Origin of the sequence: Pseudomonas cremoricolorata (genome assembly GCF_000759535.1) — a bacterium.
Classification (GTDB): Bacteria; Pseudomonadota; Gammaproteobacteria; order Pseudomonadales; family Pseudomonadaceae; genus Aquipseudomonas; species Aquipseudomonas cremoricolorata_A.
In genome coordinates this window covers 3,231,887-3,251,129 of record NZ_CP009455.1, presented here as the reverse complement: position 1 = coordinate 3,251,129, position 19,243 = coordinate 3,231,887, and the positions used below count along the sequence as shown (strand labels likewise).

General features: G+C 62.1%; 25 protein-coding genes, 1 tRNA gene and 1 pseudogene. 23 read left to right on the top strand and 4 right to left on the bottom strand.

The window, feature by feature from the left end:
- Positions 1-29 precede the first annotated feature (29 nt).
- The 16 genes and pseudogenes from LK03_RS14620 to LK03_RS14555 all read left to right on the top strand — a co-directional run bounded on the left by LK03_RS14620 (position 30) and on the right by LK03_RS14555 (position 7,752).
- Positions 30-761 carry a hypothetical protein gene (locus LK03_RS14620; RefSeq protein WP_038413078.1) on the top strand — a complete coding sequence of 244 codons (732 nt, stop codon included), beginning with the start codon at positions 30-32 and terminating at the stop codon, positions 759-761.
- A complete protein-coding gene (locus LK03_RS14615; RefSeq protein ID WP_038413077.1) occupies positions 758-1,321 on the top strand; it encodes a siphovirus Gp157 family protein in 564 nt (187 codons plus the stop codon). The genes LK03_RS14620 and LK03_RS14615 overlap by 4 nt, the downstream gene beginning before the upstream one ends.
- A 9-nt stretch (positions 1,322-1,330) precedes the next feature.
- Positions 1,331-1,825: a single-stranded DNA-binding protein gene (locus tag LK03_RS14610; RefSeq protein ID WP_038413076.1), complete on the top strand. Its 495-nt coding sequence runs from the start codon at positions 1,331-1,333 to the stop codon at positions 1,823-1,825.
- 8 nt (positions 1,826-1,833) lie between these two features.
- The gene (locus LK03_RS14605) at positions 1,834-2,022 is read left to right on the top strand and encodes a hypothetical protein (protein ID WP_038413075.1); all 189 of its coding nucleotides are present in this window, start codon (positions 1,834-1,836) and stop codon (positions 2,020-2,022) included.
- An 81-nt stretch (positions 2,023-2,103) separates the two neighbouring features.
- Complete coding sequence (locus LK03_RS14600; protein WP_038413074.1) at positions 2,104-2,469, top strand: hypothetical protein; 366 nt, start codon at positions 2,104-2,106, stop codon at positions 2,467-2,469.
- Positions 2,444-2,803 carry a hypothetical protein gene (locus LK03_RS14595; RefSeq protein ID WP_038413073.1) on the top strand — a complete coding sequence of 120 codons (360 nt, stop codon included), beginning with the start codon at positions 2,444-2,446 and terminating at the stop codon, positions 2,801-2,803. Before LK03_RS14600 ends, LK03_RS14595 begins: the two co-directional genes overlap by 26 nt.
- 58 nt (positions 2,804-2,861) lie before the next feature.
- A complete protein-coding gene (locus LK03_RS14590; protein ID WP_038413072.1) occupies positions 2,862-3,575 on the top strand; it encodes a hypothetical protein in 714 nt (237 codons plus the stop codon).
- Positions 3,576-3,762: 187 nt separating this feature from the next.
- A pseudogene (locus LK03_RS21990) lies at positions 3,763-4,242 on the top strand (DNA cytosine methyltransferase); the annotation flags it as partial.
- Positions 4,243-4,250: 8 nt separating this feature from the next.
- Positions 4,251-5,036 carry a hypothetical protein gene (locus LK03_RS14585; RefSeq protein ID WP_038413071.1) on the top strand — a complete coding sequence of 262 codons (786 nt, stop codon included), beginning with the start codon at positions 4,251-4,253 and terminating at the stop codon, positions 5,034-5,036.
- A 48-nt stretch (positions 5,037-5,084) separates the two neighbouring features.
- Positions 5,085-5,885, top strand: coding sequence for a hypothetical protein (locus LK03_RS14580; protein WP_038414734.1), 801 nt, complete (start codon positions 5,085-5,087; stop codon positions 5,883-5,885).
- The gene (locus tag LK03_RS14575) at positions 5,882-6,109 is read left to right on the top strand and encodes a hypothetical protein (protein ID WP_038413069.1); all 228 of its coding nucleotides are present in this window, start codon (positions 5,882-5,884) and stop codon (positions 6,107-6,109) included. The genes LK03_RS14580 and LK03_RS14575 overlap by 4 nt, the downstream gene beginning before the upstream one ends.
- 364 nt (positions 6,110-6,473) lie before the next feature.
- Positions 6,474-6,602, top strand: a complete 129-nt coding sequence (locus LK03_RS22660) for a hypothetical protein (RefSeq protein ID WP_276203303.1) — start codon at positions 6,474-6,476, stop codon at positions 6,600-6,602.
- Positions 6,599-6,991: a phage protein NinX family protein gene (locus LK03_RS14570; RefSeq protein WP_038413067.1), complete on the top strand. Its 393-nt coding sequence runs from the start codon at positions 6,599-6,601 to the stop codon at positions 6,989-6,991. The genes LK03_RS22660 and LK03_RS14570 overlap by 4 nt, the downstream gene beginning before the upstream one ends.
- Entirely contained in the window at positions 6,988-7,188 is a 201-nt protein-coding gene (locus LK03_RS14565) for a hypothetical protein (protein ID WP_038413066.1), read from the top strand. The genes LK03_RS14570 and LK03_RS14565 overlap by 4 nt, the downstream gene beginning before the upstream one ends.
- Before the next feature lie 51 nt (positions 7,189-7,239).
- On the top strand, positions 7,240-7,467 hold the full coding sequence (locus LK03_RS14560) for a hypothetical protein (RefSeq protein ID WP_038412802.1): 228 nt from the start codon (positions 7,240-7,242) through the stop codon (positions 7,465-7,467).
- A gap of 39 nt (positions 7,468-7,506) precedes the next feature.
- On the top strand, positions 7,507-7,752 hold the full coding sequence (locus LK03_RS14555; protein ID WP_038413065.1) for a helix-turn-helix transcriptional regulator: 246 nt from the start codon (positions 7,507-7,509) through the stop codon (positions 7,750-7,752).
- Here the strand turns inward: LK03_RS14555 and LK03_RS14550 are convergent.
- The 3 genes from LK03_RS14550 to sohB form a co-directional block, all read right to left on the bottom strand.
- A complete protein-coding gene (locus LK03_RS14550) occupies positions 7,749-8,726 on the bottom strand; it encodes a tyrosine-type recombinase/integrase (RefSeq protein WP_038413064.1) in 978 nt (325 codons plus the stop codon). The genes LK03_RS14555 and LK03_RS14550 overlap by 4 nt on opposite strands.
- 137 nt (positions 8,727-8,863) lie before the next feature.
- Positions 8,864-8,937, bottom strand: a tRNA-Cys gene (locus tag LK03_RS14545).
- 152 nt (positions 8,938-9,089) lie between these two features.
- Positions 9,090-10,109, bottom strand: a complete 1,020-nt coding sequence (gene sohB, locus LK03_RS14540; RefSeq protein ID WP_038413063.1) for a protease SohB — start codon at positions 10,107-10,109, stop codon at positions 9,090-9,092.
- 335 nt (positions 10,110-10,444) lie between these two features.
- On the opposite strand from sohB, the gene LK03_RS14535 reads away from it, so the two are divergent.
- On the top strand, positions 10,445-12,070 hold the full coding sequence (locus LK03_RS14535) for a methyl-accepting chemotaxis protein (protein ID WP_038413062.1): 1,626 nt from the start codon (positions 10,445-10,447) through the stop codon (positions 12,068-12,070).
- 69 nt (positions 12,071-12,139) lie between these two features.
- On the opposite strand, the gene LK03_RS14530 is transcribed toward LK03_RS14535, so the two are convergent.
- On the bottom strand, positions 12,140-13,552 hold the full coding sequence (locus tag LK03_RS14530; RefSeq protein ID WP_038413061.1) for a purine-cytosine permease family protein: 1,413 nt from the start codon (positions 13,550-13,552) through the stop codon (positions 12,140-12,142).
- Positions 13,553-13,868: 316 nt separating this feature from the next.
- Between LK03_RS14530 and LK03_RS14525 the strand changes: the two genes are divergently transcribed.
- The 6 genes from LK03_RS14525 (at position 13,869) to LK03_RS14500 (ending at position 19,201) form a co-directional block, all read left to right on the top strand.
- Positions 13,869-14,354, top strand: a complete 486-nt coding sequence (locus tag LK03_RS14525) for a flavin reductase family protein (protein WP_038413060.1) — start codon at positions 13,869-13,871, stop codon at positions 14,352-14,354.
- 99 nt (positions 14,355-14,453) lie between these two features.
- Positions 14,454-15,497 (top strand): LLM class flavin-dependent oxidoreductase, encoded by a 1,044-nt coding sequence (locus LK03_RS14520; RefSeq protein ID WP_038413059.1) that lies wholly within the window; start codon positions 14,454-14,456, stop codon positions 15,495-15,497.
- Between the two features lie 237 nt (positions 15,498-15,734).
- On the top strand, positions 15,735-16,331 hold the full coding sequence (locus LK03_RS14515; RefSeq protein ID WP_038413058.1) for an amino acid synthesis family protein: 597 nt from the start codon (positions 15,735-15,737) through the stop codon (positions 16,329-16,331).
- A 57-nt stretch (positions 16,332-16,388) separates the two neighbouring features.
- On the top strand, positions 16,389-17,222 hold the full coding sequence (locus tag LK03_RS14510) for an alpha/beta fold hydrolase (protein WP_038413057.1): 834 nt from the start codon (positions 16,389-16,391) through the stop codon (positions 17,220-17,222).
- Complete coding sequence (locus LK03_RS14505) at positions 17,219-18,700, top strand: aldehyde dehydrogenase (RefSeq protein WP_038413055.1); 1,482 nt, start codon at positions 17,219-17,221, stop codon at positions 18,698-18,700. Before LK03_RS14510 ends, LK03_RS14505 begins: the two co-directional genes overlap by 4 nt.
- 15 nt (positions 18,701-18,715) lie before the next feature.
- A complete protein-coding gene (locus tag LK03_RS14500; RefSeq protein WP_038413054.1) occupies positions 18,716-19,201 on the top strand; it encodes a flavin reductase family protein in 486 nt (161 codons plus the stop codon).
- Positions 19,202-19,243: the final 42 nt, after the last annotated feature.

Sequence of the window (19,243 nt, the reverse complement as noted above, 5' to 3'; positions counted from 1 at the left end):
CCTACGCAAGGATGGCGCGGGAGATTCGCATGTCCACGAACAACCTTCGCATCTGGGACCAGGTGCAGACCACCGACACCCGCTTCACCAAAGAGGCCAAGGTCGGCGGTCAGCAGATCACCAGCCTGAACGGCACCGCGATGATCATGAAAGCCACCGAGGTATTCGGCCCGGCCGGAATCGGCTTCGGCTGGAATGTGGCGGAAGAGCGCTTCGACAAGGGCGCCGAGATGTTCAGCGGCGAGGGTGAAAAACGCGTGAGCCTGGGCTTCGAGCTGAACCACACCATCAAGATCAAGTTCTGGTTCGTGCTCGACGGCCAGCGTGGCGAGATCGAGCAGTACGGCTGCACCCAGTACTTGTACAAGTCGAAGTACGGCACTACCACTGATGGCGAAGCCCCGAAAAAATCGCTGACAGATGCCATCAAGAAGGCGCTGTCGATGCTGGGCTTCAGCGCCGACGTGTTCCTGGGCATGTTCGACGACGTGAACTACCGGCAGCAGCTGGAAGCCGAGCAGGCCATCGAACAGGCCGAAGACCGCCAGGCCGAGATCGACCGGCAGCAGCAGGAGCGGCTCGACTTCATCCGCGACACCATCACGACCATGCAGAAGGCAGTAACGCCGCATGAGCGCAAGAAAATCCACGACCACGCCGTGCGCAAGCTTATCGGCCGCAAGGACGAGAAAGGCGCCGCGCGTATCTCGCTTGAGCTGAAAAACCTCGAAGCAGGCAAGACACAGGAGGCTGCAGCATGACCCAGCTATACGCGCTCACCGGTCAGATGGCCGACCTGGCAGCCATGTGCGACACGGACGATGAAGGCCTCAAGCAGGCCATTCAAGACACCATGTCTGGCATACAAGGCGAGTTCGAGGTCAAGGCCGACAGCATCGTCATGCTGCGTCGCAACATCGAGGGCGACATCCTTGCGATCGACGCGGAGATCGAGCGCCTCGTCGAGCTCAAGCGCATCAAGGCGAACAGCGTGACGGCCATCACCGACTACCTGCGCCGGAATATGGACGCTGCCAACATCAAGTCGATCAAGCGGCCGCTCTTCACCATCAGCCTGGTTACCGGCAAAGAGCGGGTGATCGTCGACAACGAGCAGGCGGTGCCTGACGACCTGACCTCGGTGGTGACCAAGATCGCCCCGGATAAAAACGCCATCGCCGCCAAGCTCAAGGCTGACCGCGAGCACAACGACGCTGTGCGCAAGCGCATGGACGCCGGCGAGGACTGCGAACACGAACTGATCGCTGAACCGACCTGGGCTCACCTGGAGCGCGGCGAGAGCGCGATCCGCATCAAGTAAGGAGGCCCCATGGCCCGTGGAGTAAACAAAGTCATCCTGGTAGGCACCTGCGGCCAGGATCCCCAGACCCGCTACCTGCCCAACGGCAACGCGGTAACCAACCTGAGTCTTGCCACCAGCGAGGCTTGGACCGATAAGCAGACCGGCCAGAAGGTTGAGAAAACCGAATGGCACCGGGTCGTGCTGTTCGGCAAGGTCGCCGAGATCGCCGGCGAGTACATGCGCAAAGGCTCGCAGTGCTACATCGAGGGCAAGCTCAAGACCCGCGAGTGGGAGAAGGACGGCATCAAGCGATACAGCACCGAGGTGCATGTCGACATCAACGGCACGATGCAACTGCTGGGAGGCCGGCCGGAAAATCAGGGCGGCGGGCAGCAGCAACAGCGCCAGCCACAGCAGCACCACCAGAGCAATCGGCAGGGCCAGCAGGCGCAGCAGCAACGCCAACAGCCGCAACAGCAGGCCCAAGACTTCGACAGCTTCGAAGATGATATTCCGTTCTAGGGGGAGCCATGACCATCACCAAAGCCATGGCGCTCATCAGCCGACGCCAGGAACTGCAGCGCCACCTCGCCCTGCTCTTCTACCGTAGCAGCCAGTGGAGCAGCGCCCAGCGCAAACGCGGCGCCGCAACCATCGAAAACCTCACTCAGCAGGTAGTGGAGATCTACGACCAACTGGCCTCGGCGCGCGCCGCATGAAGCGCATCAGCACCTTGGTCCGCCAGCGCCGGCGGCAAGAGCAGTTCCACTTGCCGCGCAGCGGCCTTACAGAGCACCCACATGAAAAAAGCACCTTCCGGAGTGGTAACCCTGCCGGGCTGGCTGAATCGCCCGGTGAAGAAGCTGTACAACACGCGCAGCGGCGGCCAGTACCGGCCCGATGACGTTGCCATGGCCTTTGCTCTGAGCGTCCGCATCCACGACAGCGCCGACCACCTGCGCAGGCTGGCCCGGCGCCTGGTCGACAAGGTGTGCCTGGAGCATCAGCCCAACATGAAGCGCTTGGCTCGCGAGCCGGACGACGCCAAGGTCTTTGACGCCGCGCTCAAGATCATCAATCGAGTGTGTGACCTGCAGGGATACGCGCCCGGCTCCACGTTCGTGCGCAATGGAGGCGATGATGGCTCTGACGCAGCAGCAGCGTGACGAGAAGCGCAGAGCCAAGGCCGAGCGCTTGCAGGAAGAAGACCTGCGATTGAAGGTGCGCCCCGGCACCCGCCAGGCTCTTGATGAGATCAAAGCCTGGGCCAGCGTCGAGGAAAACGGAGAGGCTATGACCCTGCTGATCCACCGCATCCATGAATTAGGGCCTGAAGCGGCCCGGCATTTCCTCAGCGCGCCGCGCCACGAAATCGTGGTGTCGGATTTTGTGGCGCGCCGGCTCGACCAGTTCCGCATCGGGCGCGAGCTGCGAGCGCCCGACCTGATGCTGGGCGACGACCCCGACGACACCGGCCTTTTGCTGCTCGGCAACGGCTGAATCTCACCAAATCAAGCCGCATCCGGCCACGGAGGGCGGCGCATGCATGGAGAAAGCCATGAAAGAGCAAGAGCGATCAGAACTCGCCGCCCGCGTCGCTGAAGACCTGGCCCAGCACCAATACACCCAGCTGGTGAATGAGAACGGCGTCGAGGTTTGGCGCTGCCAGCAACCCGGCACACGGGTCTACCACTTTGATATCTGCGTCACCGCCTACGGTATGTCGATGTTCGGCGATATCGACGGACTGCTGTGGCATGTCGGTGCCGACTACGGAATCAACTTCCTGCGCCACCAAAGCGACGGGTATCTGCACGAAAAGCTGGAGAGTACCTGCAAGCGCGAGGTCATCGACTTCGACAGCATTCGCGATACGGTTTGCAGTTGCATCGTTGGCCGCATTGATGAGGAGTTCGATGCCGATCAGATACCGGCATTGATAGCTGGAATTCCCGATCAAGGAGCCACGCTGGAACAGGCTGAGGAACTGGTCGAGTGGTTGCGCGAGCGCGCTGCTGAAGACGATGAGCGCCTGCCATTCAGCGACCTAGCTGATGTCGTTGAAGAGGTCGAAACCTTCGCAGAGGGCCGCGATACCGAATTGGTCCTTGCCTACGACTTCTTAATGAACAACGAGTCGTTGCTCGGCGGCAGCGACCTATGGGAGACGAAGATCAGTAAGCCATGCCCGAACCTGATGGCCCGCCTGTTCTACGCGCGCCACGCTGCCAACGCCATCATGGCGATCAAAGAGCGGGCCGCTGCCGCCTGACCCCGCGCTGCCCTCCAGCGCCTTCCGGAATTTAACGATAACGCCTGCCCGGCGAGGGCGGCGCGGTTTCAGTCGGGCACTCGATTTACCGTCTTATACAGCGCTCCGGCCAATGCGGTAAGTGCAGCAAGCAATGCAGTTCCAATGCCCGTCAGCATCCATTTCTGCTGATCGTAGATACGACCAAGCATTCGCACTCGGGAGAAACAGCGGCCAGGAGAATGCAGTTCTCGCATTCGCCGAGAACAGCCGTAGCGAGGTCCGCTTGGAGGGCGGTGACGGGCAAGTGGCGGGCACATTATCAACTGGTGGCGGCAAGCCTGGCCAGGGCCTCCCCTGCATTGCTTTCCAGGAGCGAGGCCGAGAAGGCGGTAGGTCTTTGGAGGTCGGAGGAGACATCGCCTACGCGCTGACCGCACCTGGCGACGGAGGTCGCTCTCAAGAGCGCAACGTGCTTGCAGGTTCAGCCGTTCGTAGGCTGACCCCGCGCGAGTGCGAACGACTTCAGGGCTTCCCTGACGACTACACGCTGATCCCCTATCGCGGTCGAGTCGCAGGCTTGTGCCCTGACGGCCCCCGCTACAAGGCAATCGGTAACAGCAAGGCCGTACCCGTCGTCCGCTGGATCGGCCAACGCCTCCAACAACAACTCGAACGCTCAGCTTGAGGTATCCCATGGCCACAGAGAACCGATCCAGCAATACAGAGAACGTACGCTGCCCATTCTGCGGCGGCAAAGTCGATCCAGAGGGATGGCTGAATGGCGCAGGCCAGCGCGGGCCAGAGTGCGAAGGTTGCGGCGCAACAGCGCCGAGTCTGGCGCTTTGGAACGCCGCGCAGTCGGCCAAGCAGCACCAGGTTCAGCCGATAGCGGTCGTAGACGAGGGCGATGACGGCTTGTTTGTCGAGCTGATCTATGGCGATGACGGCAATCCACTGCGGCGGGGCGACAAGCTCTACAACCACCCTGCGCCAGCAGTTCAGGGCGATCCGGTGGCGTGGCGTGGCATCAACGAATTGGGAGAAGTCGTCACTGAATGGATTGACGGCGTGCCACCCTCAAGCATGACGGACCTGTGTGGAAACCCGGCCAGCTTTGCCAGGATCGAGCGGGCCTACACCCACGCCGACCCTGCCGAGGTTGAGCGGCTGCGCGCCAAGATCGGTCAACTGCGTACCGCCCTCCGTGGGCGCCAAGAGCAGTGGTCGAAGCTGGAGATTGCATTGCTGGCCCAGCTGGCCGAGGCGCATGCGCTGCTGGCCGATCTTGGCGTTGAGCCGGAAGAAGTATCCGACATCTACAAGAGCGTCCTTAAAGATGCAGAGCGCTACCGCCTTTTGCGCGATCGCATGACGGTCGAAGACTTCCCGGCTGAGCATCCCGATTGCTCAACGCCCTCGGAAAGTGAAAGCTTGCGCATTGACCAGCTGTGCGACTCCGCGCTTTCACCAAAGCTGTAACCCCTCTCCCCTCTATTCACTGCCGCGATATGGCGGCGAGGCATGCCCATGACCGAAAAGACACCGATCAAGACGGAGGCCGAGTTGTGCGAGATTTTCATCCGCGACATGAATGCTCAGCCTGGCTGGACCTGCTATCCCGAAACCGGCGGCTTCGACATCCTCGTAGTCCATGAAGAAGGCCGTCAGATCGGCGTCGAGGCGAAACTGGCCCTGAACGCCAAGGTTGCTGACCAGATCATGCCGAACCCCTGGCAGTACCGGTACGGACTTAAAGGCCCCGACCACCGCTTGGTGATCGTCAGCAAAATCAGTGATGCGAGCGCGGGCATTGCCAAGCTGCTCGGCTTCATGGGCGTTCCAGTCCTGATTCCTCGACACGGAACCGTGAGAATTCCGGCCGGCCTCATCGAGCGAGTGCACTTTGAAGACTACAAGCTGCGCGAGCTTCTGGCCGGAACCGGCTATTTCAACGACCACGACCTGTTCGACTGGAACCCAGAGGAGCGCTGCCAAGTGCCTATGGTGGTGCCGCAGGTGGCAGCCGGCGTTCCATCACCTACACGCCTCACACCGTGGAAGGAAAAGGCGCTGCGCGCCCTGGCCCTGATGCGAAGCCAAGGCTTTATCACAAGCCGGCAGCTCAAAGAACTCGGTATGAGCCCCACCACCTGGACCCAGCACACCAGCACCCAAGCATGGCTGGATAAAGGGCCGGCGGCTGGTCAGTGGGTTGAAACAGTGCGCACCCCGGCATTCGACAAACAGCACCCCGAAGCCTACGCCGTAGCAGTAGCAGTAGCCAGCCTAGCGCCAAAGGACGGCACTCAACTGGAGCTCACCGCATGACCCGCCTCGCCCTCTGCCTCCTGCTGCTGGCCACCCTGGCCGGCTGCAATGGCGAGCTGTGCTTCGACGCATCCGGCAAGAACTGCGCCCAGGCCCGCGCCAGCACCTGCGAGTGGCAGGCCCGCACCGACGCAGCCTGGCCACCCTCCCCGCACGAACAACAACCCGAACCTACACCCGCACTGGCGCCTGGGCGCTGGATTGATGAGAGGTATGAGCTGTGAGTCGAACATCGACTGCATTGGTGCCAGACACCGGCGCCGGAATGCTGGGGCCGCATGAAAAATGGCGCAGGGCATGGGAGGTATATCCCTGCCCTGATCACCGCCAAGGTGACTGCGGAATGTGCGGCGGCAGCGGGTTTCGCAAGGCTTGCAACCTGACGACCTGCCACGAGCACGGCTGCCAGGGTACTGCCTGCGGGGCCAGTGCTGACGAGTACACGCAGCAACAGAAACTTCATCGGGGGTATGACCTGTGAGGAATATAAAAACTCGAGAGGGATATGACCTCTGGGACAAAGCGCACCAGCTGCCCAGGTTCAATTTCTGGCGGGGCGGGGAAGATGAGAAAGGCAGTGTGATCCGCGTGCCGACGGAGCATGGCAACTGGGTCAACTTCGATGACCTGGCCAAGCTGGCCGATGAATATCAGGACGAAATCAACTCGCTGCGCGATCGGCTGGCACGGTTGGAGCCCAAGGCGGCGCAGCCATGACCGACACAATCAGCGTCAGGGCATCCAACCTCACCGGCGCCGCGCTGGACTGGGCGGTGGCCCAAGCGGAAAACGTGGAAACAAGCTGGCGATACGGTCGCGAGCTGGTGAAAGTTCACGATCGTCACGGGATCGAGCTGATCGAAAGCATCCGCTCCGTCTACGCGCCGTCCACGAACTGGGCCCAAGGAGGCCCGCTGATCGACAAGCACCGCGGCGGCTTCCAGTGGAACGCCAACATGGGCGGCAGCGACACCTGCTACTGGGCTGGCCCTGGTAACACGACGCGCTGGCACTACGGGCCGACGGCGCTGGTCGCGTTCTGCCGTTCGCTGGTGGAGAGCAAGCTGGGAAGCCATGTGCAGGTGCCGAAGGAGCTGATGCCGTGAGAAAGATAATCTATCGGATCAATCGCTGGCTTCCCTTCGGCGGCCTGCCGATAGCTCGGGTTCAGCATGGCCGAAACACCTGCACCCTCTACCGCAACGGTTGGGTGGTGATAAGCGATGGCAAGAGCACCGACGCACTCCCGGTCAATTTCACCAGTCAGGCCTTAGTCGAAGCATCCGCCGCCGAACTCGCCTAACCCCTTCCCCTACTACTCAAGCCCGCCGATGCGCGCGGGCGTGGAGCTCGCATGCCCGTAATTACCGTCACCACCACTGTCACAACGCGGTACGACATCCCAGAAGGCGTTGGCATCGACCAGATTCGCCATCTGGCCCTTCCAGTTCTGTCAGAAGACGACGAAGGCACCGACGCCGTCGGCAGCCTGCAAGGCGCTGCGCTCGACCTGGTTTTCATGGGTGCAGCAGAAGTGCGCTCGATGGGCGTTGAGCATCGGATCACGGAAGGCAACGACTGACCACCAACCTGCCGCCGCCGGCGGCGCGGAGACCACCTCATGGAACAAGAAATCATCCACATTCCTGAGCTGGCCAAGATGCTTGGCCGTTCGGAATCGGCAATTCGCAGTGCGCGGCAGGCTGGGGCATCCTGGCTGCCGCCGTTCTTCAAGCAGGGTACGCGGGTGTGCTGGCGCGTCAGCACCGTGCGCAAGTTCCTGCAGGAGTTCGAGCAGGGCATGCACGCACCGGCCAAGCCGGGGCGAAAGCGCCAGGCCCCGCCGACGCTCGCCAGCATCCGCTAGCCCAGCTTGTCGGCCAAGGTATCGGGGCACAGATGGGTGTAGCGCTTTAGCATGCTCATCGTCTTGTGCCCCGTGATTGCACTCACCTCCATCATCGACAGCCCTTTCTCGAACAGCCTCGACGTGCCCTCATGGCGCAGGTCGTGGAAATGCAGGTCAGTGACTCCGGCGGCTTTACAGGCTCGATGGAAATACTGGCTGACCGAGTGCGGAGCCAGCGAGAAGACGCGGCCGTCCAGGCGCGCGGGCAGCCCGTCCAGCAGCGCCCTGGCCTTCGAAGAAAGCGGAACCAGCCGGCGCGTGCCGTTCTTGGTGTCCTCAAGCAGCGCATGCTTCGCCTTCACGTTCTCCCGGCGCAGGCCGATGAGTTCGCTGCGGCGCATCGCAGTCTCGACCGCCAGCTGGATGATCGCCGGCATCTCTGCGTGAATTTCTCCCGCCTTCTCGATCACACCGGCCAGCTCGAACGCCTTGGGCCGGCGATCCCTCTCCTTTGCCCCCTTCGGCATCCGCAGCTTCATCACCGGGTTGCTCAGCCCCTCAATACCCCAGTCCTTGATTGCCACCGTGAACAGGTGGCTGATCAGCGCCAGGTCGAGCCTGACTGTGGCCGTGGACTTTCCCGCCTTGAGCTCTTCGTCCCTGTACGCAGCAAAGTCGCTTGACCGCAGCGCCGCCAGCCCTTTTCCGGCCAGCGCGTGCATCTTCCACTTGTTCGCCCGGGTGTTCTCCTGCTTGGCGCCCTTCTTCGACGCGCTGATCTCGCGCACGTACCGGTCGAGCGCTTCGGCCAGCGTCGTGCGTTCAGCTTCGCGCATGTCCACGAACCGCGCGCGCGACATGTCGCCCTCGATCTCGGCTGCCCAGCGTTGGGCCTCTGCCTTGGTGTCGAAGGTCGCCGACAGCGACGGGTATCCTTTGCGGCGGATCTTTGCCCGCCATGCGCCGCCTGGGCGCTGTTCGTAAGTAGCCATGCACCGGATTTTGCCGGGGACATTGGGGACACGCAATTTCCATCGGTGTCCCAGATTTGTCCCTAACCAAGCGGGGGGACAAAATCCGCAGGCATTAAAAAACCCCGCAACCTCAATGGCTGCGGGGCTTTCGAATATGGAGGCCGAGGTCGGAATCGAACCGGCGTAGACGGATTTGCAATCCGGAGCATAACCACTTTGCTACTCGGCCTCAAAGTTTGGATCAAGCCATAACTGCTTGGCTATCTCCTTGAAAGCAAACGACTTTTTAAAGCTGCCTGCGTTTCAATGGTCGCCATTATGTCTGCATTCAAATCACCTTGCAAGCCCATGGTTGAAAAAATTTCCATGGCACTCAAGGTGTTAGCGAAGCCTGCCAAGTTTGCTCCACAGCGATACCAGGCCGCTCTCCACTGCGCCGCTGGCGCTCATGCCGATGCGCTGGGGCAGGCTCTTGTGTTCGGCGTAGTGCAGGTGGAACAGGTTGGCTTCGCGGGCGCAGGTGCTGAGGTATTCGTCGCTGGTTCCCAGCTCGTCGACCAACTGCCGGTTCAGCGCTGCGACGCCGAGCCAGACTTCGCCGGTGGCGACTTCGTCGATGTGCAGCTGGGGGCGGTAGCGGCCGACGAAATCCTTGAACAACTGGTGGGTGACGTCGAGATCTTCCTGGAACTTCTCGCGGCCCTTTTCGGTGTTCTCGCCGAACACGGTGAGGGTGCGCTTGTATTCGCCGGCAGTGAGCACTTCGACATCGATGTCGTGCTTCTTCAACAGCCGGTTGACGTTAGGCAATTGCGCCACCACGCCAATCGAACCGATCACCGCAAAAGGCGCGCTGACGATCTTCTCGGCGATGCAGGCCATCATGTAGCCGCCACTGGCGGCGACCTTGTCGATGCACACCGTCAGTGGAATACCGGCCTGGCGAATGCGCGCCAGTTGCGAGGAGGCCAGGCCATAGCTGTGCACCAGCCCACCGCCGCTTTCCAGACGCAGCACCACTTCATCCTGAGGGGTGGCAAGGGTCAGCAGTGCGGTAATTTCATGACGCAGGTTGTCGGTGGCCGAGGCTTTGATATCGCCATCGAAGTCCAGCACGAACACCCGGCGCTTGTCCGAAGGCTTGGCCTTCTTCGACTTCTTGTCGGCCTTGGCCTGTTGCTTGCGCAGCAGCTTGAGCTGCGCCTTTTCCAGAAGGCCCGAATCCAGCCGCTCGCGCAGCTCTTTATAGAAATCGTTCAGGCGCGTGACCTGCAATTGCCCGCCTGCCTTGCGTCGGCCTTTGCCGCGCAGACCGGCGAACGCCGACAACACGACCAGAACGGCGATAACCAGCGTGGCGGTTTTGGCGAGAAAGCTCGCGTACTCGGCAAGAAACTCCACAGTGCCCTCTACATTCGAAAATAAAGATTCATCGTACCTAAGGGATCGTTCATTGGGTACGGCTTAGTGGCCCGGCTAGTCTGTGTGCCACCGGCAAGCACAGTCGCGGCATGAACTTCTGTAACTGTACGGTCATCACGCGACGCTCAAGCGAGTACGAGTGGTTACATTGAATGGCTGGTCAATAATGATGGCCATGTGTAATCATTTTGCCGGAGTTTTCCAGAGGTGAGGACCACCTCGCACCCCACGCAGCGCTGCTGGAGCCAGATACCAGGGGTGGCGCGTCCACTCCAGGCTTTGGCGTGCTGCAGGCCAACGTTCAGGAGCAACCCATGCAGTTTCGCAACATGAAGATCGGTAGACGGGCCGCGAGCGTATTCGCCCTACTTGGGGCACTGGTGCTGATGATGGGGCTTGTCGCGCTCTATGAAACTCAGCAGATGGACAAAGCCACCGACGAAATTCGCCTGACCTGGACCCCCGCAGTGCTGGCGCTGAGCGGTGTGGGTACCGACATCGGACGCGTCCGCGCCCTCACCTTGCGCGCCATGCTCGATGACGATGCCAGTGAACGCAGCCGCAACCTGGCCGAGACCGAGCGGGTCAACACCGAGCTGGTTGGGCAGATTCAGCGTTACGCCCAGACCCTTGACGAAGCCGACGAAAAAGCCCTGTTCACGACCTTTGAAGATGCCTGGCAGCGCTATAGCACGCTGCAGACGCAAGTGCAGCAGTTGATCGCCAGCACTCAGGATACACAGGCCAAGGCGCTGATTACCGGCCCACTGGCAGCGGACGCCGATGCCATGATGAGCGCCTTGCAGGCACTGATCGCCTTCAACGGCAAAGGCGCCCAGGATGCCTCGCAATATTCGAGTGACGTGGCCGATGAAGCCTTCACTGCAATCATCGCGGCGCTGGTGCTGATCATGCTGGCCCTGGCCGCTATCGCCACCCTCCTCACCCGCAGCATCGTTGTGCCCCTGGCCGATGCAGTTGCGGTCGCCGAGCGTGTGGCCACCGGCGACCTGACCCAGGACATTCACGTGCACGGTCGCGACGAACCGGCTTTGCTGTTGCGCGCCTTGAGCGGCATGCAACACAGCTTGCGCGAGACCTTGCGGCAGATCGCCGCCTCTTCTGATCAGTTGGCCTCGGCCTCGGAAGAGCTGCACACCGTTACCGAAGACACCAGCCGCGGCCTGCATCAACAAAGCGCGGAAATCGACCAGGCCGCCACCGCGGTCAATCAGATGACGGCAGCGGTCGAGGAAGTCGCCAGCAATGCCGTCAGCACGGCCGATGCCTCCAAAGGCGCCGACCAGAACACCCGCGACGGCCGCGACCAGGTCAATCAGGCGCTGGCCTCGATCGAGCATCTGGTCAGTGATGTGGCCGGCACCGCTCGAGAGATCGAGCAACTGGCCGGCCACGCCAACGAAATCAGTCGGGTGCTCGACGTCATCGGCGCGATTGCCGGGCAGACCAACCTGCTGGCGTTGAATGCCGCCATCGAGGCCGCCCGCGCCGGTGAAGCCGGACGCGGGTTTGCAGTGGTGGCTGACGAAGTGCGCGCGTTGGCCCACCGCACCCAGGAATCGACCGAGGAAATAGAAGCGATGATCGCTGGCATCCAGACTGGCACCGGGCGCGCGGTCAGTGCCATGCACAGCAGCCAGGGGCGCGCCAACGGCACCCTGGAGGTCGCGCAAGGCGCGGGGCAGGCGCTGGAGGTGATCGCCGAGGCCATCACCTCGATCAACCAGCGCAACCTGGTCATTGCCAGCGCCTCGGAGGAGCAGGCGCAGGTGGCACGCGAAGTCGACCGTAACCTGGTGAACATCCGTGACCTGGCGATGCAGACCTCTGCCGGCGCCAACCAGACCAGCGCCGCCGCCCAGGACCTCTCGCGTCTGGCAGTAGACCTCAATGGCCTGGTCGCCAAGTTCAAGGTCTGACCTTCGCCACGCACCTGCAATGAAAAGGGCCGCGCAATGCGGCCCTTCCCTTGTTCACCGATGCGCCGATCAGTGGCCGACGGTTACCGGTTTGGGCGCCTTGGCCGCCTGGGTTGCCTTGGCGCGGGTAGCCAGACAGTAGTACAGCGGCGCGGTCACCAGCAGACCGAATAGCCAGGACAGGTCTGCGCCTTCGATCAAGTTCGAATAAGGACCGACGTACAACGCGGTGTTGGCGAACGGCAGCTGCACCAGAATGCCGCAGGCGTAAGCGATGATCGCGTGATGGTTGAAGCGGCCGTAGATACCGCCGTCGGCGCTGAAGATCGACGCGATGTCGTACTCGCCCTTCTTGATCAGGTAGAAGTCGATCAGGTTGATCGCAGCCCAAGGCACCAACACCACCAGCAGCGCCAGGATCAGGCCGATGAACTGGCTGATGAAGTTGGCCGAGGCATTCAGCGCGACCGCACCGCAGGCCAGCAGAATCACCGCTGCGAGCACGACACGCACTTTGACGCTGGGGGTCCAGCTGGCGAAGAAGGTCTGGATCGCAGTAACGATCGACAGCACGGCGCCATACAGGTTGAGGGCGTTGTGGCTGATGATGTTGAGCAGGAACAGCACCATCAGGATCGGGCCCAGCCAGCCGGTGGCCTGCTTCACTGCATCCATGGCCTCGACCCCTTCCGGAACGCTCAGCACTGCGATGGCACCGAAGCTGAAGCACAGAATGGTGCCCAGCGTAGCGCCGAAGTAGGTAGCCCAGAACGGTTTGGCGATGCCGATTTCACGCGGCAGGTAGCGCGAGTAGTCCGAGGTGTAGGGCGAGAAGCTGATCTGCCAGATGGTGCCCAGCGACACCGTGGCGATGAAGCCCGACAGGTTGAAGGCGCCACGGCTGAAGAAGTCGGCCGGCAGCTCCTGGGTGAACATCATGATGAAGCCTGCCAGCAGCGCCGAACCCATCACCCACGTACCGATCCGGTTGAGGCTATGGATGAAGCGGTAGCCGATCACGCCGATGGCCGTGGCACTGAGGGCGCCCACCACGATCGCGGTCGGCATCGGCACGCTGGGGGCGATGCCATGAATCGACTTGCCCGCCAGCACGATGTTGGAAATGAAGAAGCCGACATAGATGAGCGCGGTGAAGAACACGATCAGCAAGGCACCGTAGCGACCGAACTGGCCGCGGCTCTGCACCATCTGCGGAATGCCCAGTTGCGGCCCCTGGGCCGAGGCAAGCGCGAGCACTGCACCGCCCAGCAGATGACCCAGGGCGATAGCGATCAGGCCCCAAAGCAGATTGAGGTGGAACACCTGAACCACCATCGCCCCGGTGACGATGGGCAGTGGTGCGATGTTGGTACTGAACCAGAGAGTGAACAGGTCACGCGCCTTCCCATGGCGCTCGGCAGGTGGAACGTAATCGACCGTGTGATTCTCGACAAACTGCTTTTGCGAAGACGGCTGGGACATAGGATTTGAGCTCGGAGATCATTTTTATCGTTGTAGGAAACCGCATCGGGGCGGCCTCTCTGCTGAAGACCATATTATGGTATTCCAAGCTTTTGACAACACTGATCCGCATCTGAAATGCGTCTCTGATCCGCTTGTCGAGTGAGCTGTATCAGGTGAAGAAACGCTTCAGCACCCCGTATTCATTGGGTTTTTACCGCTCATCATGTCGAATGTGGCAAAGAAATTTCCACTTGCAAATTGGGTATTACGGTATACCATCAGACACATCAACGATAAAAAGCGGCCTACCGCTCTCCCCTGCGAGGACCCCGTCATGATCGACGCAACTGTCTATAAGCACGTCCTGGGCTCGTTCCCCTCCGGCGTCACGGTCATCACTACTCTGGATGACGACGGCGCAATCGTCGGCCTGACCGCCAGTGCTTTCTCCTCCCTGTCGATGGACCCGCCGCTGGTGCTGTTCTGCCCCAATTACAGCTCCGAATCCTATCCTGTGCTGATTCAGAAAAAGCGCTTCGCCATTCACCTCTTGTCGGGTGAACAGCAGGCCGAGGCCTACGCCTTCGCCCGCAAAGGCAAGGACAAGGCAGCCGGTATCCAATGGAGCCTGAGCGAGCTGGGCAATCCGATTCTGGCAGGCGCCACGGCGGTCATCGAGTGCGAGCTGTGGCGCGAATACGAAGGTGGCGACCACGCCATCATGGTCGGCAAGGTGCAGAACCTGATCGTTCCCGCGCAAGCCCCGCAACCGCTGGTGTACTGCCACGGCAAGATGGCCAGCCTGCCCGCCCTGGCCTGAATTTCCCTTAATTAGTACGACGGTTGCCGACGGCGTCCGTCCTTCGATCTGCCGCTGGCCCAGCCAGCCGACACCTTTCACGCGTCGAGGAAATGCCCCATGAAATTTTCGCTGTTCGTGCACATGGAACGTTGGGATGACCAGGTCAGCCACCGCCAGTTGTTCGAAGACCTCACCGAACTGACCCTGATGGCCGAAGCAGGCGGGTTCAGCACGGTGTGGATCGGCGAGCACCACGCCATGGAATACACCATTTCGCCCAGCCCGATGCCGCTGCTGGCCTATCTGGCCGCCCGCACCGAGACCATCCACCTGGGTGCCGGCACCATCATTGCGCCTTTCTGGAACCCGATCCGGGTTGCCGGTGAATGCGCCCTGCTCGACGTGATCAGCAATGGCCGCATGGAAGTGGGTCTGGCCCGTGGCGCCTACCAGTTCGAGTTCGACCGCATGGCTAACGGCATGCCGGCCACCGACGGTGGCAAGGCCCTGCGGGAAATGGTGCCCGTGGTACGTAAACTGTGGGAAGGCGACTACGCCTTCGAAGGCGAGGTGTACAAATTCCCCACCTCCACCAGCGTACCCAAGCCCGTGCAAGCCGGCATGCCACCGATGTGGATCGCCGCCCGCGACCCTGACTCGCACAATTTCGCAGTGAAGAACGGCTGCAACGTGATGGTCACGCCGCTGATGAAGGGCGATGAAGAAGTGCTCGACCTGAAGAACAAGTTCCAGGCCGCTCTGGACAACAACCCCGAAGTGCCGCGCCCGCAATTGATGGTGCTGCGTCACACCCACGTGCACAGCGCCGATGAGCCCGATGGCTGGAAGATCGGCGCCCAGGCGATCTCGCGCTTCTACCGCACCTTCGATGCCTGGTTCGGCAACAAGACCACCCCAGTCAACGGCTTCCTCGAGCCAAGCCCGGAATCGAAATTCGCCGAAGTGCCGGCGTTCGACCTGGACAACATCCGCAAGAACACCATGATCGGCACCCCCGAAGAGGTGATCGCGCGGATCAAGTACTACCAGGAACTGGGCGTCGACGAGTTCAGCTTCTGGTGCGACAACAGTTTGCCCCACGCCGAGAAGAAAAAATCCCTTGAGCTGTTCATCAAGGAAGTGGTGCCTGCGTTCGCCTGAATTCCCATTGCCTGAATGATTGCGGGATCGGCCCGCTTGCGGTGGCCCGCATGGGCCTTGCAAGCGGGCTTTTTTTATATCGAAGGGGTGCACAGCCAGTACAGCTGGCCCGCAAATCAGTGGAGCAGCGGACCCTTCGTCTCCCGCCGTGGGGATTTTTGCAGGCAGCGCTTGCAGAACAAATATTATGGTATACCATCAGACAACAAGACCCAGTAACCTCCCAAGGAGCCGCTCATGAGTTTCGAAATCCGCAAGATCGTCACCTACTCCGAAGAGACCCGCATCGAAGGTTTCAAAGCCACTGACAAGCCCGTGACCATGGTCGGCCTGGCCGTGGTGATCAAGAACCCATGGGCGGGCCGCGGGTTCGTTGACGATCTGAAGCCGGAAATCCGCGCCAACTGCTCCGAGCTTGGCGAGCTGATGGTCGAGCGTCTGGTGGCTGCCATCGGCGGCGCCGACAAGATCGAAGCCTACGGTAAAGCCGCTGTGGTCGGCGCCGATGGCGAGATCGAGCACGCCTCGGCAGTGATCCACACCCTGCGCTTCGGCAACCACTACCGCGAAGCGGTACAGGCCAAGAGCTACCTGAGCTTCACCAACAAGCGTGGTGGCCCAGGCACCTCGATCCAGATCCCGATGATGCAGAAAGACGACGAAGGCCAGCGCTCGCACTACATCACCCTGGAAATGCAGATCGAAGACGCGCCGCGCGCCGACGAGATCGTCGTGGTCCTGGGCGCTGCCGACGGTGGCCGTCTGCACCCGCGTATCGGCAACCGCTACATCGATCTGGAAGAACTGGCTGCTGAAAAAGCCAACGCTCAATAACAACAACCAGATGGGAAGGAGCGCCGCGCGCGCTCCATCCCGCAAGGAGCGTCATCCATGATTCAGCCTGTCGCTGAACGTACTCCGGCCGGGACCAGCTATTTCAGCCAAGGCCAGGGGCAACCTGTGGTGCTGATCCACGGCGTGGGTCTGAACAAGGAAATGTGGGGTGGCCAGGTGGTCGGTCTTGCGGCCGATTATCGGGTCATCTGCTACGACATGCTCGGCCATGGCCAGAGCCGCGTGCCGGCCGCCGACACGCCCCTGCAAGGCTACGCCGACCAGCTCGCCGAATTGCTCGACCACCTGCAGATCCCGCAGGCCACGGTCATCGGCTTCTCCATGGGCGGCCTGGTTGCCCGCGCCTTCGCCCTCGCCTACGCGCAGCGCGTCTCGGCGCTGGTCGTGCTCAACAGCGTGTTCAACCGCTCGCCCGAGCAGAGCGCCGGGGTCATCGCCCGCGCCGCCCAGGCCGCCGAACTGGGCCCCGACGCCAACGTCGATGCCGCCCTCGAGCGCTGGTTCAGCCGTGAATACAAAGCCGCCAACCCGGCGCAGGTCGCGGCCCTCCGCCAGGTGCTGGCCAACAACGACCCGCAGGGTTATCACACCACCTATTCGCTGTTCGCCACCCAGGACATGTACCGCGCCGATGACCTCGGCCGCATCCAGGTGCCGACCCTGATCGCCACTGGCGAGCTCGACGCCGGTTCGACCCCGGCCATGGCCCGCCAACTGGCCGCGCGCATCCCCAATGCGCAATGCGCAGTGCTTGCCGAACAACGCCACATGATGCCCGTGGAAGCGCCGCGTGAAGTCAACAAGATGCTGCTGGACTTCCTCCGGCAAGCCCGTACTCTCACCGAATCTGCCAAGGGAATAGTTGCATGACCCTCGTACGTTTCCAGATGTGCATCGACGGCCAATGGGTCGACGCCCAGAATGGCAAGACCTTCGACAGTCTCAATCCGGCCACAGCCCAGGCCTGGTCGCAGCTGCCCGACGCCGATGAAGCGGACGTCGAACTGGCCGTGCAGGCGGCCCAGCGCGCCTTCGAAAGCAGTGCCTGGCGTGGCCTCACCGCCACCGCCCGCGGCAAGCTGCTGCGCCGTCTTGGCGAGTTGATCGCGGAAAACAAAGAACACCTCGCGCAGTTGGAAAGCCGAGACAACGGCAAGCTGATTCGCGAAACCCGCGGCCAGGTCGGTTACCTGCCCGAGTTCTTCCATTACACCGCAGGCCTGGCCGACAAGCTCGAAGGCGGCACGCTGCCGCTGGATAAACCCGACCTGTTCGCCTACACCGTGCACGAGCCGATCGGCGTGGTGGCTGGCATCATTCCGTGGAACAGCCCGCTGTACCTGACCGCGATCAAGCTGGCCCCAGCCCTGGCCGCCGGCAACACCATCGTGCTCAAGCCGTCCGAGCATGCCTCGGCGACCATTCTCGAACTGGCCCGCCTGGCCCTGGAAGCCGGCTTCCCGGCCGGTGTGGTGAACGTCGTCACCGGCTACGGCCCAAGCGCTGGCGCCGCCCTCACCCGTCACCCGCTGGTACGCAAGATCGCCTTCACCGGCGGCGCCGCCACTGCACGTCACGTGGTGCGCAGCAGCGCCGAGAACTTCGCCAAGCTGTCGCTGGAACTGGGCGGCAAGTCGCCCAACATCATCTTCGCCGACGCCGACCTGGACAGCGCCATCAACGGTGCGGTTGCCGGTATCTATGCCGCCTCCGGGCAAAGCTGCGTGGCCGGTTCGCGGCTGCTGGTGCAGGATGACATCTTCGATGAGTTCGTCAGCCGCCTGATCGAGCGCGCCAAGCGTATTCGCATCGGCAACCCGGCCGACGACGCCAGCGAAATGGGCCCGATGGCCACCGCGCAGCAACTGGCGGTGGTCGAAGGCCTGGTCGCTGCGGCCAAGGCCGAAGGCGCCAAGCTGCATTTGGGCGGCAAGCGCGCCGAGGTCGAGGGTGATGGCTGGTTCTACGAGCCGACCCTGTTCGAATGCGACAGCAATTCGATGACCATCATGCAGGAAGAGGTGTTCGGTCCGGTCGCTGCGGTCATCCGCTTCAAGACCGAGCAAGAGGCCCTGGCGATGGCCAACGACTCGCAGTTCGGCCTCGCTGCCGGCATCTGGACCCGCGACCTGGGCCGCGCCCACCGCTTGGCGCGCGACGTGCGTTCAGGGATCATCTGGGTCAATACCTATCGCGCCGTCTCGGCCATGGCGCCGATCGGTGGTTTCAAGAACAGCGGCTACGGCCGCGAGAGCGGCATCGATTCGGTGCTTGCCTATACCGAGCTGAAGACCGTGTGGATCAACCTGTCCACCGCGCCGATGCCCGATCCATTCGTGATGCGCTGAAGAGGTAACGCCAAGATGATCGAACCTGGCATCTATAAAGAAGTGATGGGCTCGTTCCCGTCAGGTGTCACGGTGGTGACTACCCTGGACGCCGATGGCGCCCTCGTCGGCATCACCGCCAGCGCCTTCAGCGCGCTGTCGATCGACCCGGCACTGGTATTGTTCTGCCCCAACTATGCCTCGGACACCTACCCGATCCTGCGCGACAGCAAGCGCTTTGCGATCCATCTGCTGTCAGCCGGGCAAACCGCCGAGGCTTATGCCTTCGCCGGCAAAGGCAAAGACAAGGCGCAAGGCATCGAGTGGCACCTGAGCGAGCTGGGCAACCCGCTGCTGAGCAATGCTACCGCGATCATCGAGTGCGAGCTGTGGCGCGAGTACGACGGTGGCGACCACGCCATCATCGTCGGCGCCGTGAAAAACCTGGTGCTGCCGGCAGAGCCCGTGGCGCCGATGGTCTATCATCGCGGCAAGCTGGGCGCCCTGCCGGCGCTAGGCTGATCCGTCCTTTGCCGACCTGGCCTGCGCCAGGTCTGGCAGAGC